23 protein-coding genes, 1 tRNA gene and 1 other annotated feature are annotated in these 15,432 nt (G+C 33.5%); of the genes, 2 read left to right on the top strand and 22 right to left on the bottom strand.

Annotated elements, in window-relative coordinates; genetic code table 11:
• Positions 1-2: 2 nt before the first annotated feature.
• The 12 genes from BTM29_RS08450 to BTM29_RS08395 form a co-directional block, all read right to left on the bottom strand.
• Positions 3-242, bottom strand: coding sequence for an exodeoxyribonuclease VII small subunit (locus BTM29_RS08450; RefSeq protein ID WP_076616089.1), 240 nt, complete (start codon positions 240-242; stop codon positions 3-5).
• Positions 229-1,593: an exodeoxyribonuclease VII large subunit gene (gene xseA, locus BTM29_RS08445; RefSeq protein ID WP_076616087.1), complete on the bottom strand. Its 1,365-nt coding sequence runs from the start codon at positions 1,591-1,593 to the stop codon at positions 229-231. The genes BTM29_RS08450 and xseA overlap by 14 nt, the downstream gene beginning before the upstream one ends.
• Complete coding sequence (locus tag BTM29_RS08440) at positions 1,580-2,443, bottom strand: bifunctional 5,10-methylenetetrahydrofolate dehydrogenase/5,10-methenyltetrahydrofolate cyclohydrolase (protein ID WP_076616084.1); 864 nt, start codon at positions 2,441-2,443, stop codon at positions 1,580-1,582. The genes xseA and BTM29_RS08440 overlap by 14 nt, the downstream gene beginning before the upstream one ends.
• A gap of 44 nt (positions 2,444-2,487) precedes the next feature.
• Complete coding sequence (gene nusB / locus BTM29_RS08435; protein ID WP_225972192.1) at positions 2,488-2,895, bottom strand: transcription antitermination factor NusB; 408 nt, start codon at positions 2,893-2,895, stop codon at positions 2,488-2,490.
• Positions 2,896-2,900: 5 nt separating this feature from the next.
• Positions 2,901-3,320, bottom strand: a complete 420-nt coding sequence (locus tag BTM29_RS08430; RefSeq protein WP_076616081.1) for an Asp23/Gls24 family envelope stress response protein — start codon at positions 3,318-3,320, stop codon at positions 2,901-2,903.
• 23 nt (positions 3,321-3,343) lie between these two features.
• Positions 3,344-3,907, bottom strand: coding sequence for an elongation factor P (efp, locus tag BTM29_RS08425; protein WP_076616078.1), 564 nt, complete (start codon positions 3,905-3,907; stop codon positions 3,344-3,346).
• A 138-nt stretch (positions 3,908-4,045) separates the two neighbouring features.
• On the bottom strand, positions 4,046-4,318 hold the full coding sequence (rpmA, locus tag BTM29_RS08420; RefSeq protein WP_076616075.1) for a 50S ribosomal protein L27: 273 nt from the start codon (positions 4,316-4,318) through the stop codon (positions 4,046-4,048).
• A 13-nt stretch (positions 4,319-4,331) separates the two neighbouring features.
• The gene (locus tag BTM29_RS08415) at positions 4,332-4,676 is read right to left on the bottom strand and encodes a ribosomal-processing cysteine protease Prp (protein ID WP_076616072.1); all 345 of its coding nucleotides are present in this window, start codon (positions 4,674-4,676) and stop codon (positions 4,332-4,334) included.
• A 2-nt stretch (positions 4,677-4,678) separates the two neighbouring features.
• Positions 4,679-4,990, bottom strand: coding sequence for a 50S ribosomal protein L21 (gene rplU / locus BTM29_RS08410; protein ID WP_076616069.1), 312 nt, complete (start codon positions 4,988-4,990; stop codon positions 4,679-4,681).
• A gap of 10 nt (positions 4,991-5,000) precedes the next feature.
• Positions 5,001-5,067 (bottom strand) — a sequence feature (ribosomal protein L21 leader region).
• A 44-nt stretch (positions 5,068-5,111) separates the two neighbouring features.
• Positions 5,112-6,692 (bottom strand): glycosyltransferase family protein, encoded by a 1,581-nt coding sequence (locus BTM29_RS08405; protein WP_076616066.1) that lies wholly within the window; start codon positions 6,690-6,692, stop codon positions 5,112-5,114.
• 88 nt (positions 6,693-6,780) lie between these two features.
• Positions 6,781-7,044 (bottom strand): hypothetical protein, encoded by a 264-nt coding sequence (locus BTM29_RS08400; RefSeq protein WP_076616063.1) that lies wholly within the window; start codon positions 7,042-7,044, stop codon positions 6,781-6,783.
• 153 nt (positions 7,045-7,197) lie between these two features.
• Positions 7,198-8,577, bottom strand: a complete 1,380-nt coding sequence (locus tag BTM29_RS08395; protein WP_076616060.1) for a carboxylesterase family protein — start codon at positions 8,575-8,577, stop codon at positions 7,198-7,200.
• Positions 8,578-8,952: 375 nt separating this feature from the next.
• On the opposite strand from BTM29_RS08395, the gene BTM29_RS13085 reads away from it, so the two are divergent.
• Entirely contained in the window at positions 8,953-9,081 is a 129-nt protein-coding gene (locus tag BTM29_RS13085; protein ID WP_257787686.1) for a hypothetical protein, read from the top strand.
• A gap of 250 nt (positions 9,082-9,331) precedes the next feature.
• On the opposite strand, the gene BTM29_RS08390 is transcribed toward BTM29_RS13085, so the two are convergent.
• The 4 genes from BTM29_RS08390 to miaA all read right to left on the bottom strand — a co-directional run bounded on the left by BTM29_RS08390 (position 9,332) and on the right by miaA (position 12,038).
• A tRNA-Arg gene (locus tag BTM29_RS08390) sits at positions 9,332-9,405 on the bottom strand.
• Positions 9,406-9,539: 134 nt separating this feature from the next.
• A complete protein-coding gene (locus BTM29_RS08385) occupies positions 9,540-9,809 on the bottom strand; it encodes a hypothetical protein (RefSeq protein ID WP_076616057.1) in 270 nt (89 codons plus the stop codon).
• A gap of 56 nt (positions 9,810-9,865) precedes the next feature.
• Positions 9,866-11,119 (bottom strand): methionine gamma-lyase family protein, encoded by a 1,254-nt coding sequence (locus BTM29_RS08380; RefSeq protein WP_076616054.1) that lies wholly within the window; start codon positions 11,117-11,119, stop codon positions 9,866-9,868.
• A complete protein-coding gene (gene miaA / locus BTM29_RS08375) occupies positions 11,112-12,038 on the bottom strand; it encodes a tRNA (adenosine(37)-N6)-dimethylallyltransferase MiaA (RefSeq protein WP_076616051.1) in 927 nt (308 codons plus the stop codon). Before miaA ends, BTM29_RS08380 begins: the two co-directional genes overlap by 8 nt.
• Before the next feature lie 86 nt (positions 12,039-12,124).
• Between miaA and BTM29_RS08370 the strand changes: the two genes are divergently transcribed.
• Positions 12,125-12,319, top strand: a complete 195-nt coding sequence (locus tag BTM29_RS08370) for a DUF3042 family protein (protein ID WP_076616047.1) — start codon at positions 12,125-12,127, stop codon at positions 12,317-12,319.
• Between the two features lie 74 nt (positions 12,320-12,393).
• Here BTM29_RS08370 and BTM29_RS08365 read toward each other — a convergent pair whose 3' ends face one another.
• The 6 genes from BTM29_RS08365 to rpmG are packed head-to-tail and all read right to left on the bottom strand — an operon-like array spanning position 12,394 to position 15,423.
• Positions 12,394-12,798, bottom strand: coding sequence for a rhodanese-like domain-containing protein (locus BTM29_RS08365; protein ID WP_076616044.1), 405 nt, complete (start codon positions 12,796-12,798; stop codon positions 12,394-12,396).
• 11 nt (positions 12,799-12,809) lie between these two features.
• Positions 12,810-13,772, bottom strand: a complete 963-nt coding sequence (locus tag BTM29_RS08360; protein ID WP_076616040.1) for an ROK family glucokinase — start codon at positions 13,770-13,772, stop codon at positions 12,810-12,812.
• On the bottom strand, positions 13,769-13,999 hold the full coding sequence (locus BTM29_RS08355; protein ID WP_076616037.1) for a YqgQ family protein: 231 nt from the start codon (positions 13,997-13,999) through the stop codon (positions 13,769-13,771). The genes BTM29_RS08360 and BTM29_RS08355 overlap by 4 nt, the downstream gene beginning before the upstream one ends.
• A complete protein-coding gene (locus BTM29_RS08350) occupies positions 13,992-14,666 on the bottom strand; it encodes a rhomboid family intramembrane serine protease (protein ID WP_076616034.1) in 675 nt (224 codons plus the stop codon). The genes BTM29_RS08355 and BTM29_RS08350 overlap by 8 nt, the downstream gene beginning before the upstream one ends.
• A 1-nt stretch (position 14,667) precedes the next feature.
• A complete protein-coding gene (locus BTM29_RS08345) occupies positions 14,668-15,225 on the bottom strand; it encodes a 5-formyltetrahydrofolate cyclo-ligase (RefSeq protein WP_076616031.1) in 558 nt (185 codons plus the stop codon).
• Between the two features lie 48 nt (positions 15,226-15,273).
• On the bottom strand, positions 15,274-15,423 hold the full coding sequence (rpmG, locus tag BTM29_RS08340) for a 50S ribosomal protein L33 (RefSeq protein WP_076616028.1): 150 nt from the start codon (positions 15,421-15,423) through the stop codon (positions 15,274-15,276).
• Positions 15,424-15,432: the final 9 nt, after the last annotated feature.

The following is a 15,432-nucleotide window of genomic DNA, read 5'->3' as shown; positions in this document are numbered from 1 at the left end:
AACTATTCCTTATCCTCTGTTGAATCATCGGGCATGTCTTTTTCATCGCCATTTGTCTGCATTATTTTTGTAACTGTATTTTCTGCATTACTCAATGTTTTCTCAAGACTTTTACTTAAAACAACACCCTTTTTAAATTTCTCCATTGCTTCTTCCAAAGGTACATCGCCAGCCTCAAGATTAGTTACGATTGCTTCTAGATCCGCTAAGTTATCTTCAAAAGTTTTTTTATTTTCCGCCATTATTATCCTCACTTATATCTTTAGTAACTAAAGTAATGGTTCCGTCAACAACCCTTAAATCAACTTCAGCATTGATATTGTAGTCCTTGGCAGTCTTTAGTATTTTATTATCTTTATTAGTTGGAATGGCATATCCACGGCTCAAAGTTTTTAACGGACTTAAAGAATCTAGCGCCGAGATAGTACTTCCAAAACTATTTTTTTTAGAATTGATCAATCGTCTAATTGATGTCAACATTTCCTGGTTCAAATTATTTACTACCGTATCATAATAATGTAGTTTATCGCGAGGAGAACTCTTAACAAGACGATTTTCATTATCATACAACAACTGCTTATTACTATAAATTATATCCTGAAATGCTTGTCTCAATTGTCTTGAAAGACTGTCTACTTTTTGTAAATAAACTTCATAGATTCGCTCAGGGTGTTGTAAGAAAACATTTTGTGCATAATTATTTACTTGATCACGATAATTTTGAATGATTTTATTTTCTGCATTAAACATTCTTAAATTCAAATCTTGTAGATGAGCCAATACATCACGTAAAACAGGGGTTGCCAATTCAGCTGCTGCTGTTGGTGTTGCTGCACGTAAATCAGCCACCATGTCAGCAATCGTGGTATCTGTTTCATGACCAACTGAGGAAATTATAGGTATATTACTGGAAACTATTGCTTGCGCAACTATTTCTTCGTTAAATGGCCACAAATCTTCAATTGATCCACCACCACGGCCAATAATAATTGTATCAAAATTACCGATTTCATTAATTCGTTTTATTTGTTTAACAATTGTAGTTGCTGCTTCACTACCTTGCACCTGAGCTGGAAATAAGACTAGTTGTGTAATTGGATACCGTCTTTTTACAGTGGTCATAATATCATGTATAACAGCACCTGATTGGCTAGTAACTACTGCAATCCTTTTAGGAAATTTAGAAATTTCTTTTTTAGGTAAATCAAATACACCTTGTTTAGCAAGTTTTTTCTTCAATTGCTCCAGTGCCAAATATAACGCTCCAAGGCCATCTGGTTCCATCGACTCAACATATATCTGATAAGTACCACTTGTTTCATACAATGAGATTCTGCCACGAACAAGTACCTTCATACCTTCCTCAGGTACAAATTTCACTTTACTGAATGCTGACTTAAACATAATTGCAGAAATTTTGGCTTTATTATCTTTCAATGAAAAATATTGATGAGAATTAGGACGTGGACGAAAGTTGGAAATTTCTCCCATCAAATAGACGTGTCCCAAATATGGATCCACATCAAATTTTCTTTTTAAATATTGTGTCAATGCCGTTATCGTTAAATATTGTGAATTATCATTTTGATCCATTTACTTTTTTTGCTCTTTCTTCAGCTAATACAATCGTCATATCCATCAATGAAGTAATCGTCATCGGACCAACACCACCTGGTACTGGTGATATCATACTTACCTTATCCAATACATCATCAAAGTCTACATCTCCACATAGTTTGCCATTTTCATCGTGATTCATTCCAACATCAACCACAACAGCTCCCTCTTTAATATAGTTAGCCTTAATAAATTTGGGGTCACCAATTGCCACGACTAAAACGTCCGCTCTGCTTGCAATTTCAGGTAAATTCTTAGTGAATATATGTGAAATAGTAACAGTCGCATTACGTTCCAGTAATAATGCTGCCACAGGTTTACCGACAATATTACTTCTACCGATTACAACTGCATTTTTACCTTTAAGTTTCACGTCATAATAATCTAACATCTTTATAATTCCATCAGCAGTTGCTGGTTTAATAGTAGAGTCCCCAATCCATAAATTACCAACATTAATAGGAGAGAATCCATCAACATCTTTTTTAGGATCAATTGCTTGGATAATCTTATCCTCATCAATTTGATCTGGTAATGGTAATTGTACTATAAATCCATCTATAGAATCATCATTATTTAATTCATCAATTTTATTTAAAATCTCTGTTTCTGTGACGGTATCTTCATAATGAATCAGTTGAAAATCAAAGCCTAATTTTTCCGCACGGCGTTTCTTATTTCTAACGTATACAGAACTAGCGCTATTACTACCTACTAGTATAACGGCTAATCCTGGTGTAATACCTTGTTCTTTTAATTCTTCAACACGTTTACCCATTGATTCGTCTAATGCACTAGCTACCTTTTTTCCATCTAATAATTTCATTTATAATTCACCATATAAAAAGACTGGTCCAAAAAGACCAGCCTTTACCCTTCAACAAAGTTAGATAAAATTCCATTTATGAAAGCCTTTGAATCTTTATCGCCGTAATCACCGGCAAGTTCAATTGCCTCGTCGATTGCAACCTTTTTTGGTACTTCCAGACTATTTTGCATTTCAAACAGACTGACCCTCAAAACTACACGGTCAATTCTTGAAAGACGTCCAACAGTCCATTTATTCTTCAAATACTTAGATATTTCTTTATCTAATTCATCTTGCTTTTCAATTGATCCCGAAACTAAAAACTTTAAATAATCAGGCACCTCTTGGTTCTCTAAGTCGGAAAGCTCCATTACTGACGCAATAGCTGTGTCTGGATCATCTTTTGTAGTCTCAATGGAAAAAAGTGTTTGAACGGCAAGTTCTCTAATATTATGTCTATTTATACTCACTAGTATTATTCCTTTTTATCCGTTGTTACACGTTCTAACTCGCCAGATTCCTTCTTAGCGATTAAACCTACAACATGCACGTTAATTTCTTTCAAAGCCAAATCCGTCATGAATTCAAGTTGTTCAATGGCTGATTTTTGTATTTCTAATGATACTTTCGGAATTGATACGCCGTATTCTAAATATACGAATACATCTGCAGAAATCTTATCATCATCAAAAACTACATCGACACCTTTTCCATGGTTGATTCTACCAAAAAGAGAATCAATTCTATTGGAAAGTGTACCGCGCATCTCATAAACACCCTCTACTTGATTAGTAGCGATGCCTAAGAGAATCTCAATAACTTGATGTGAGATTTCAACATTACCTTTTACTTTTCCACTATCTTGTTGTAGAGAAACATACTTTTGTTCAGCCATAAACTTATCTCCATAATCAAAAATTAGTTAGCACGTGAAATATATGTACCATCTTGTGTATTAATTGTTAGCATATCACCTTCATTAACGAAGAATGGTACTTGCACAACAACACCAGTTTCCATAGTAGCTGGTTTTGATCCACCTGATTGTGTATCACCTTTAATTGATGCTTCAGTTGAAGCAACTTTCAAGTCAACAGTATTAGGTAAATCAACACCGATAGTTTCACCACCATACATCAATACACTAACTTCCATGTTTTCCTTCAAATATTTCAATTGTTCTTTAATTTCTTCTTGGGGAAGTGAAAGTTGTTCATATGTAGTTGTATCCATAAATACATGGTTTGTACCATCAGCATATAAATATTGCATTTTTTTATTTTCAATATTAGCTTTTTCAACTTTGGCAGTTGATCTAAAAGTCATTTCTTGAACGGCACCAGTTCTCAAGTTCTTTAACTTTGAACGTACAAAGGCACTACCCTTACCTGGCTTAACATGCTGAAATTCAACAACACGCCATATTCCGTCTTTAACTTCGATTGTCAAACCGTTTTTAAAATCATTTACTGAAATTGACATTTTTATTCTCCTCGATTGATAAACATTAAAAACACTTTACTTATTATCTTACCAATATTTCACTATTAATGGCAATATCTCTAGCTCATTATATAAAAAAAAGAGGACAATGTCCTCTTTTTAAGTAAGATATAAGAATTAGTAAACAGAAACTTTCTTTCTATCTTTGCCAAGTCTTTCAAACTTAACAACACCATCTTTAAGTGCGAACAAAGTATCGTCACCACCACGGCCAACATTTTCACCAGGATGAATCTTAGTTCCACGTTGTCTATAGATGATTGAACCAGATCTAACTGGTTGTCCATCAGCACGTTTTGCACCTAATCTACGACCAGCTGAATCACGGCCGTTAGAAGTTGATCCACCACCCTTGTGGTGAGAGAAAAATTGTAAATTCATTTTAAGCATGAGATTTACCTCCTTAAGCAAGATCTATTATATTATTTTTTGTTTGAACAATGATGTTCTTTGGATAACTACCTTGAATATCCTTAAGAATATAAAATAAATTATCCAATAACAAAGCTGTATCGTGAGATACCTCTTTATCAAAACGACAGCCTAAATGGCCACCGTTGACCTCATCAAGAACAACCTGAGGACTGGCCTTAGTAAGCTTCTCCAGATTGTTGATTGTTCCTATAGTAACTGCCGAAACAGCCGCACAAACCAAATCCTGACCGTAAGGCCCTGAATCTGCATGTCCTTTAATTAGGAATGAATCAATCTGTTGTTTTTCATTCTGGTGAAAACTCGCTTTAATCATAATTAACCTTTGATACTGTCAATAAGTACCTTAGTATATGGTTGGCGGTGACCTGTTTTAGTATGTGAATGCTTCTTAGGTTTGTATTTGTAAGTAACAACTTTCTTGTCCTTACCTTGTTTTTCAACTTTACCTGTAACTGAAGCACCCTTTACTACAGGATCTCCAACTTTAACACTGTCTCCGTCAGAAACAAGAATTACATCGTCAAATGTAACAGCGTCCCCTTCTTCAACATCAAGTTTTTCAATAAAGATTGAGTCATTTTCTTCAACCTTATATTGCTTACCACCAGTTTTAATAATTGCGTACATAGTGTGTACACTCCTTTCTAAGACTCGCCAGTTAGGTGCAAATGCTTTAACCTAATTTTGAGCGGTTGTAGATGCAATAGTGATTGCAACTAATAAAATATAGCAAATATTACAATATTTTTCAACCATTATTACTAAGTTTTCCTATATACCATTTACCTTTGTTAATAATAAGCACCATAATTAGTATCCATCCAATTACACTAATTAACATTGCAATCCTTGAAATCACAGTGTATTGGTAACTAATTTGAACAATATTTGCACCTGGTTTAGTTCTTATTTGAATAGTCCCACGACTAGTTTCTCTAAATTTTACATTCTCATTATTTATTTGTACATTTGCGTTTTTATACGCCAGTATTGGAACATCAATTGTTACCGTAGCTGGATTGTAATACCTGAATTCGAATAAATTAGATGTAGTTGTGTATTGAACACGTTCGAGTTTTTTATTGATCAAAAAATCTTTTAAATCATCTTTGTGCTTCATATTTCTTTCAGAATAATGAAATGTCACTGACTCATTAGACTTTATTCTTGTATTAAATAAATCACCATTTTGTTTAGGAAAATTCATATAAAAAATAGTACAACTCAAAATCACAGTAAAAATTAATGTGGCTAGTTTAAATAATGAGGATTTATTTTCAACCATTTCAGATAACAGGTAACTAATCATTAAACATAGTAAGACACTATAAATTATCCAAAAATAAAAAGTCACCCTACTTAGATCAAAAGATCCAAAAATTTTCCAATTGATAATATCTGAAGATAAAATCATAGAAAAAATAATGCCGATACTTGCAGTCTTATATATCAAATAACTTTTAGCTCTAAAAATTATTACCATACACAACACAAGTGTAATAGCAGCAACAATTAAATATATATTTTGTGATCCATCATAATAATTTGAAAAATTAAATTTGCTCACTTGTATAAACGATTTAGAATCACTAGATTGACTAAACCCATGTTCAATTAGGGGAAGCGTGTATCCCAACGTTAAAATTAATACCGCAACAAAGGATTCCAGAATCGAAATTGATATTCCAAACCAATATTTCACGCTGTGTGTCTCTTTAAATATGGCAGCGGAAATAATCATTATCACAGAAATTACAAATACACTAAGAATCATCCACGGATTTGTTAAACCGACAAGAGCAACTCCAAGTGCATATAGTGGCCAATCTGCATTAAATCCTTCAATGATCCTGAATAATCCATAAAAAAGAATTGGTAAAAATATCATCAACAAATAATCTGAAAAGTTATTATCAAAGACTAAATTCAATCTAGTTATCGAAAATGTATAAATAACCGCAAAAACAAATGCCTGCAACGTATTGTCGGACAATTTATTAACGAAATAATACGAGCTGATCAAGGTCAATAACGTAACAATTCCAAAAGCCAATAGATAACTAATTGCTGTATTGCCTATCTGAAACAGTGGTAAAAATACAATTAAACTTAACCACGGTGAAAATAAGCTAACGAGATTTCCTGTGTGCCCCCAATAGTTAAAGTTTGTTGGTGATGAAAAAATATTTTTCAAGCTATTGATGTGTTGAACCTCAAAAATAAGATTCTCATTAGCTTTTCCATGGATGGCAAGTAGAAACGTATAAGCAATACTTATCAAGATGAAAGTAGTTCCCAAAATAGTTCTTTTCCATACTTTATTCGACATTTTTGATACCTCACACAAAATATATCTTTAATTATACTAAAAAAGGATTGAGACGGCATAAGTCTCAATCCCAAATAATATTTATTTGTTAAACGGCCACAGAAGAAACCAACAATAATGGACCAAAAATCAATAATACAAAGACTGCCGCTAGAAATGAAAATGCAGTTTTACCCTTTTTCATATCCAACTTGGTAAAAACTCTAGTTATTAAAATTAATATAGCAATTAACAAAACTCCAGTCGTAACTCCAACAAAGGTGCTAACGACATTAAATCTAGTTAATAAAGATATGATTAAATCAATAACTATAAAAGAAACTGTTATAAAAAACGAATACTCCCTTTTCAAGTACCCCACCTCTAAAATCCTAAGTATTATCAACTAATACTTAAACTTTAAGCACAACGGGTATATTGTAAAATGAAAACACGAACATTGCAATATTATTTTTTTCATATATTTTCAAAATGCCTATACATAAGGTTTCACAAGTACAGCTTTTTATAATTTATAAGTTTGCCAAGGAAATTCTTTGATCCAGTCATGATCAATCAACGAAACACTACTTATATCATTTGAATCCAACTGCATAACTAATTGATTCTTATCAAAAAGCGGCCACTCAAACTTGATTTTATCGTTATATGGCTTGTTACTTAATAAGAAATCCATAATTAACTGACCATACAATTGACGGTTCTTTCGATATTCAATATTCAACTCCCCTTTTGGAACAGATAAATATTGAATATTTCCACCATGGCGACCATCAAATACTGAGAAGTAATTCCCATATACATCCCCACCATTAGCCGAAAGAAGTTTTTCAGTCCTGAATGCCGGGAAGCTATACATAGCCTCTCCAATAAGTTTGACCAAGGCCGATTTTTGATTACCTGAAGCAGGTAATTGATCCAACAATATCTCAGCATTTGTACCAAACAAATCCTGACAAATCTTAGTTTTCAAAGTAGCCAAATTATACTGACTTAATAAAGCCTGTTCATTAATTCCAGCACTAATTAACGATTTAAAATCTGTCTTCTTCAATCTTTCAATTAATACATCCTGCCACTTATCAGAAATTAAATCTCCATCTATAACAGGTCCAAACCAATTAGTTGGGATATGGTCCTTTGTAGAATTAACTTGAACTGTTAATAATCCATCATCAGTCAGATTGAACAATTCTCGACTATTTGAAATATTATTATCTGAACAAATCCTTTTGGTAACCTTCTGAGCTGTTTTCATATCTCTAATAGTCTGTAGTGAACCACTAAATAATATTATTTTTTTAATATTATCTAATATGTCTGAATTAGACGCCATTAAAGCAGAAATAGATTTAGCACCGGCTGATAGTCCAACCAAATTGATATTATTCACGTCTCCACCGATTTTTGCGGCATTATCAATTACCCATTGTATGCTCATTAATTGATCAGATAATCCAACGTTAGTATCTCCATCATCGACTACTGACCAACCAAATAATCCCAAACGATAATTTGGCATAACATGAACGATTGGCTGTTTGTCTAACCATGGTAAATTTTTTGTCGCATTACCACCACGCAAAAATCCTCCACCGAATAGTTCGATAACAATTGGATATTTACCATCAATATTTGGAGTAGAAACATCTAGATTCAAACAATTCTCACTATAAAAAATATTTGATTTTTCTAATGCACTTTCCTGCATAGGCTGAGTTCCAGTGTGAATGGCAAAATTCAGCTTTTTCAAATCATTTGAAACGTATTTTTTGGCACGTTTAAATCTTTTAGCATATCCAAATGGTATGCCTAAAAAATTTACGTGCTTATTTTTCTCAAAGCCCTGATATGTTCCGGTTGTAGTTTCAATAACTTCCTTCATTCACAATCATCCCTTGCCCATAAATATTATTGATTCTTTAATATTGTCTAACATTGTAAACTAATATTTTATTCATAACAAGAATTGACTATATGTACACTAAACACTGAATTTAATCAAATTCTAAATACAATTTTCATGTTTTAAATATACTGGATATTGTGTAGTGCATTTAATCAAAATGAGTGCAAATAAGTAGGCAAATAAATTTACGAATATAATCTAATTTATAGTTATAAATTACAATTTATTTTTGTATAATCAATATTTTTGTATATAACAACACATTTGTTATAATTCAATTAATTAATATCTGTTTAAACAGATATTAAAATCTAATTATTTCGTAAACACTTAATTTTGGAGGTTACGACTATGAAGTTAATTGAATTCATCAAATCGTTATTACATCCACGCACGCGCCAAGAATTGACGGTTCATGAAAAAGAGATCTTATCTGAGTTACAAAACGAAAATAAGACCATGCTGTTCGGTAATAGATAAGCCAATCCAAATATATTTAAAGTAATTCGTTTCAGATATCTCTTCTATGGTATACTAAAGTGTACTTACGGATTGGTCCCGTAAATACACTATGTAACATCGAGTCGTCTGTTCTCAGCAGGCGGCTTTTTTTTTTGTCCTTTTTTCGTTTAAATAATATAGATATCAAAAAAGGTCAGTGAATGCTGAGTTAACAACATCTACCGACCTTTTTATTCATGTTTTGCATATGGTTCACATATGCTTATTATGTCGCAGGTGAGATTCGAACTCACGACCTACGGTTTAGAAGACCGTTGCTCTATCCAACTGAGCCACTGCGACATCACTCGTACTATTATAGGGAATAGTACATATAGTTGTCAACGAAAAAAATAAAAAAACTAAATTTTTTATTTTCAGTTGAACAATACTCTTTTAAAATAAAAAAGAGCCCCGCCATTAGCAGACTCTAAGTATTATACACTACGATATTGAATTCCGATATCATTAATTGGCAAAGTTTTTTCAGCATCTTTAACTAAACCGGTTAATAAGCTGGAATTCATTGGTGAAACACCAAATATTTGTTTCTCAATGGTTGTCTTTAAGGTCAAATCAAAACTTCGCATTACAATTGAAGACTGATCTAACAAACTGTTATTCACTACAACCAAATCCCTATATGTATCTTTATCATACCGTTTATTGAACTCACCAATAAAGTTTTTGAGAATCACGCTTTGCATAAAATCACCTCAAGAATATTATACGAACATATGTTCTATTTAGCAAGCAGATTTTATTAAAAAAATAATTCTTTACATGCATTAGATATAGCAATTTTAACATGTTCATATGTTAAGCCACCCTGTATGTAAATGATATATGGTGGGCGCATTGGTCCATCTGCTGAAAATTCAACACTGGCTCCAGAAACAAAAGTACCTGCAGCCATTACAACTTGATCCTCATAACCAGACATTTCACTTGGTTCTGGAGAAACGTTTGAATCAATAGGTGAATAAGTTTGAACTAATTTAGCAAACTTAACCATTTTTTCTGGATCATTAAAATTAATTGTTTGAATTAGATCAGTTCTGTCTTCATTCCATTTTGGGGAGACATCTAATCCCATCTTTGCAAACAATGCTGCCTCAAAAATGGCGCCTTTTATGGCATTACCGGTAACTCTTGGTGCAAGGAAGAAACCTTGGAACATTTCTGCCAATCTATCAACAGTAGCACCCTCTGCGCCACCGATTCCAGGTGCAGTAAGACGATAACTCGCTAATTCTACTAAATCCTTTCTACCAACTATATACCCACCGGTTTTGGCCAAACCACCACCAGCATTCTTTATTAATGAACCAGCCATGATATCAACCCCAACTTCTGTGGGCTCAACAGTCTCAGAAAATTCACCATAACAATTATCTACAAAAATTATTGCATCTTTAGAAACTGACTTGATCTCTTTAACAATTGTTGCAATTTCGGCAACTGTTAAGCTTTTTCTAGTTGAATAACCACGTGAACGCTGAATTGCTATGACCTTGGGGTCTTGCTCCAAAATTTTCTTTTTCATTGCTTCAAAGTCAACACTATCATTATCCATTTCAACATAATCAAAGTTAATTTGATAATCAATCAGTGAACCACGTTTATTACCCGCAATACCAATCACTTCTTGCATGGTATCGTATGGTTTACCAGTAACATATAATAAGTTATCTCCTGGTCGAAGCATTCCAAACAAGGCTGTTGCTAAAGTATGCGTGCCAGAAACGAACTGTGGTCGTACCAGTGCTGATTCCGTATGGAAAACATCTGAATAAACTGCTTCAAGTTGATCACGACCACGATCATCATCCCCATAGCCTGTGGTTCCTAACAAGCTACTCTCATCAATGTTCTCTTTTCTAAAGGCTTTTAAAACCTTGTCTTGATTATCTAAAACTTGATCATCTATATCCAAAAGCTTACCCGCAATGCGGTTATCAACTTGTTTGATTGCTTCTTTTAATTCAACTGGAAAATCATCATTCCACTTACTCATCATATCCCCCTAAGAAATTAGTAATCTTACTCTCAATTTTACTTTGGTAATCAGGCTCATCACTAATATTATACCAATCAACATCCATCTGATTACGAAAATATGTAAGTTGTCTTTTAGCAAAATGACGTGAATTTTTTTTAATTTCCTCAAGACATGATTTCAAATCAGCCTCACCCTCGAAATAAGGAAATAATTCCTTGTAACCAATTCCATTCTTAGCCTGCGGTATTTGGTCACGATTGTCATAAATCGGCCTCACCTCGTCTAATAAGCCCATATCAACCATTTTATCTACTCTTTTGTTGATTCTATCGTATAATTTAGCACGATCATCGGTTAATCCGATTAGATAAAACTTTGCCCATTTATTACCATCTCTTTGATTAGACATGGATTCACCAGTAATTCGATGAATTTCAATCGCACGGATAATCCTTCTAGGGTTTGCAAGATCAATGAGTTCCATAGATTGTGGATCTTCATTTTTTAAAATCTCTATTAATCCATTGATGCCAGATTTATTTTCAACATCAAGTAATTCTTTACGCAACTCATCGTTACCCTCGGCAACTCCACCTAGATTCATATTTTCAACTAATGAATTTAAATAAAATCCAGTTCCACCGACGACAAATGAATTCTTATTTTCCTGAGATAAATTATCGATAATCTGAATTGCCTTACTTTGAAAATCCTTCACTGTGTATCTATCAGTAACATCACTGATATCAACTAAGTGGTGTGGTACCTGAGACAATTCTTCTTTTGAATCCTTTGCAGTACCAATATCAAGACCACGATATATCTGCATTGAATCTCCAGAAATAATCTCACCATTAAATTTTTGTGCTAATTTTAAACCTAAAGCACTTTTACCAACAGCTGTTGGTCCCACTACCGCAATAACTTTTTTCAAAAAATCGCCTCTCTGCTATGTATTTTATAGATATTTTGCAAGAAATAAGCCATAATGAGTACTAAAGATAGGAGGTACATAATATTATGGCAAAGAAACAAAAACATTTACGCTTTGTTAAAGGATTCCTATTCGGTTCAATTACTACAGCTACTGCAGTATACGGTGCACTTCATGCATTTAAGAAGACTGTTATCGAACCAGAGGATGCTGAAAATGATCGTATCGAAGAAAACCGTCGTCGTGCAAATCGTAAGAGCTTGCAAGCACATCAAGGTTAAAAATATAGATTAACAAAAAGGAGACTTGACACAATGTCATAGTCTCCTTTTTAGTATCCTCAAATTCATTAATCTTAGAGTTTGTTAGTTTTCTTAGTTTTTCCTTCCCAATCTGAAAAACGTTCATCTAACCATTTAATATCAGTAAAACCTTTCTTCTGTAGTTTTACTGCAGCACGAATGCTAACTGATTTACGATCCTCATAAAGATAGACTGGTAAATCCGGTCTAAGTTCATCTTCTTTATACTTAAGTTGTGTATATGGAAGATTTCGAGCACCTAAAATATGTTTAGCATCAAAGGTATTCTTTTCTCTTAAATCAATGATTTGAGCTTTTCTCATTGTAGATTCGAATTCTTCACCACTAAGTGCCCCATTAATTTGTCTACCTTTTATAAAGTAGTACAACCATGAACCAGCTAGATAGACTAAATATCCTATTACAACAATGTACAAAATAGTATTAATAATTTGCATTCAAAAAACCCCTAATCAACTTTAATCAATGACGCTGCACCGATAACACCGGCACCATTTCCAAGACTTGCTAACTTAGCTTTTGTTGAATCCTTAATAGTTGCAAACTCATTAGCACGCATGGCTTTTTCAACCTTTTTAAGTAGGAAATCACCGGCAGCAGAAACGCCTCCACCAATAATCACATACTTAGGATTCAATGAATTAGCAATATTAGCTAATGCGAATCCTAGTGAATCACATACATAGTCAGCAACGATCAATGCAAGATCGTCACCCTTCTTTGCCAAGTCAAATACATCCTTAGCTGAAATATCCTGTCCATCATCAAGCATAATCTTTAGCTCAGAATCACCAGCATATTCAGATGCACGATCTCTAGCAACGTGAACAATACCTGTAGCAGAAGCGATTGTTTCAAGACAACCTCTTTTACCACATGTACACATGAAACCATGTGGATCAACAGTAACATGTCCGATTTCACCGGCAGCACCATTAGCACCATGAATCAATTGACCACCAGCAATAATACCGCCACCAACACCTGTACCTAATGTAACAAATACTACATCGTCAGCGTTATTACCAGCACCTTGCCATCTTTCACCAAGAGCAGCAACATTTGCATCATTCTCAATAACTACGGGAATACCAGTACCTGCTTCAATATCTCTAACAGGATAAACTTCATTTTTCCAATTTAAGTTAAAGGCGCCTTTGATAGTACCTTCTTTAGCATTAATAGTACCTGGTGAACCCAATCCAATACCACTAAATTGATCAGCTTCCATACTGTACATTTTAATATGATGATTAATTGATTCAATAATATCAGGAATAATTAACTGACCATCAGAAAGAATATTTGTTTCAATACTCCACTTTTGTTGAATTTCACCTGCAGCTGTTAGAATTGCAAATTTAATTGTTGTACCACCAAGGTCAACACCGATTAATTTCTTTTCTGTCACTTTAATCTGTCCTTTTCTATTTTCTCTTCTTTTCTATGCTCTGATTTCAAAACCATTTGAGCATTGATGAAGGTATTTTTTTCTATCATTCCATTCTCGTACAAGCGCTTAACCTCAATAGACATAAGTTCAATATCCCATATTCTTTTTCCTAAATGAACATAGGTACCGAATCTTTTAAGAAGCTGTTGTACGTCATACAGGGTTCTAAAGCTCAACTTATCCATAGACTATCATACCCTTTATATACATAAAATAAGAAATAACAGCAATGATTACTATAGCAAGTACACGAAAGATTATTTGTGGACGTTTTATTCCAGGTAGTCCTAAGGCCAATCCGATAAGAAAACCGCCGACTGCACCACCTAAATGACCCCAAATATCAATTCCGGACATTGTTAGATCAAGCAATAAATTTATTACTATCAATCCAAGAAAACTCTTACCTAGCTCACTTAAAAATTGATTTTCTTTATAGATTACCGATAACGCCAAAAATGCAGCAAACATACCAAAAAGAGATGTACTAGCGCCTGCTGAAATAGCATTACTTGAACCAAAAGCAAAACTAGCTAAATTACCTGTAATACCACTCAATAGATAAATAATTAAAAATCTAACGTGGCCTACCATAGGCTCCAATATTTGTCCAACATAATAAATTGTAAAACCGTTCATTAAGATATGTAATATACCAATATGAACAAACATCGGTGTAATTAACCTAAACCACTGACCTTCTTGAACCAAGTTATTCGTCTTAGCACCAAAGGTGATCAGAGTATTAACATTCTCAGAACCACCACTGATTGTTTCTGCGACAAACACGGCAAGAGTCAAGGCTAATAAGAACCAGGTTACATACGGTTTCTCTTGTTGATAATCTCTCATACTACTTGTCCTTTGACACTGAAATAATCTGATCTACAGACTTATCTAAAACATAGACCGGCCATTGTGTCTTTAAATAATATTGTCTTGATAACGCCAAAGCAATTGTTTTAGTTGGATACTGGGATAAATAACGATCATAATACCCAGCACCAAAACCTAACCTAGCTTTTTGATCTTCTGAAAATGCTAATCCTGGAGTAATAATCAACTCCGGAGGATTTAAATTATTATCTTTATAATTCTTAGGTTCTCTAACACCAAAAGTGCTAGTTTCTAATTCTGTATCTGGAGTATATTGCACAAAGGTCATTGAGTAATCATTAAATGTTTTAGGAATATAAACATTCTTACCCAAATTCCAACACTTCTTAATTATTGGGAACGTTGGAATTTCATTTTCAATACTCATTGTAATCCCAACACTTTGCGCTGCAATAAATCCAGCATCTTCAAATAATTGAAGATATATATCATTAATTTCTTTTTGAGCTTGATCAGATTTCATGAATTCATCCATGATATCGATCTGCTTTTTTCTGAAGCTGACTTTATCCAAAAGTTACCTCCCTAGTAAAAAAAAACAACAGGAATTTTAACCTGTTGTTTATTTTGTTTCGCGATGCAATGTAACAACACGCTCACGTGGGCAATATTTTTTAAGTTCTAGACGATCAGGGCTATTACGCTTGCTTTTGTTTGTTAGATATGTACGTTCATGGCATGATGTACATTCCATAGTTATATTTACTCTCATGTTTGGAAC

Origin of the sequence: Companilactobacillus allii (assembly GCF_001971585.1) — a bacterium.
GTDB classification, from domain to species: domain Bacteria; phylum Bacillota; class Bacilli; order Lactobacillales; family Lactobacillaceae; genus Companilactobacillus; species Companilactobacillus allii.
The sequence above is the reverse complement of the archived record's forward strand: the minus strand, read 5'-3'. Positions and strand labels throughout refer to the sequence as shown.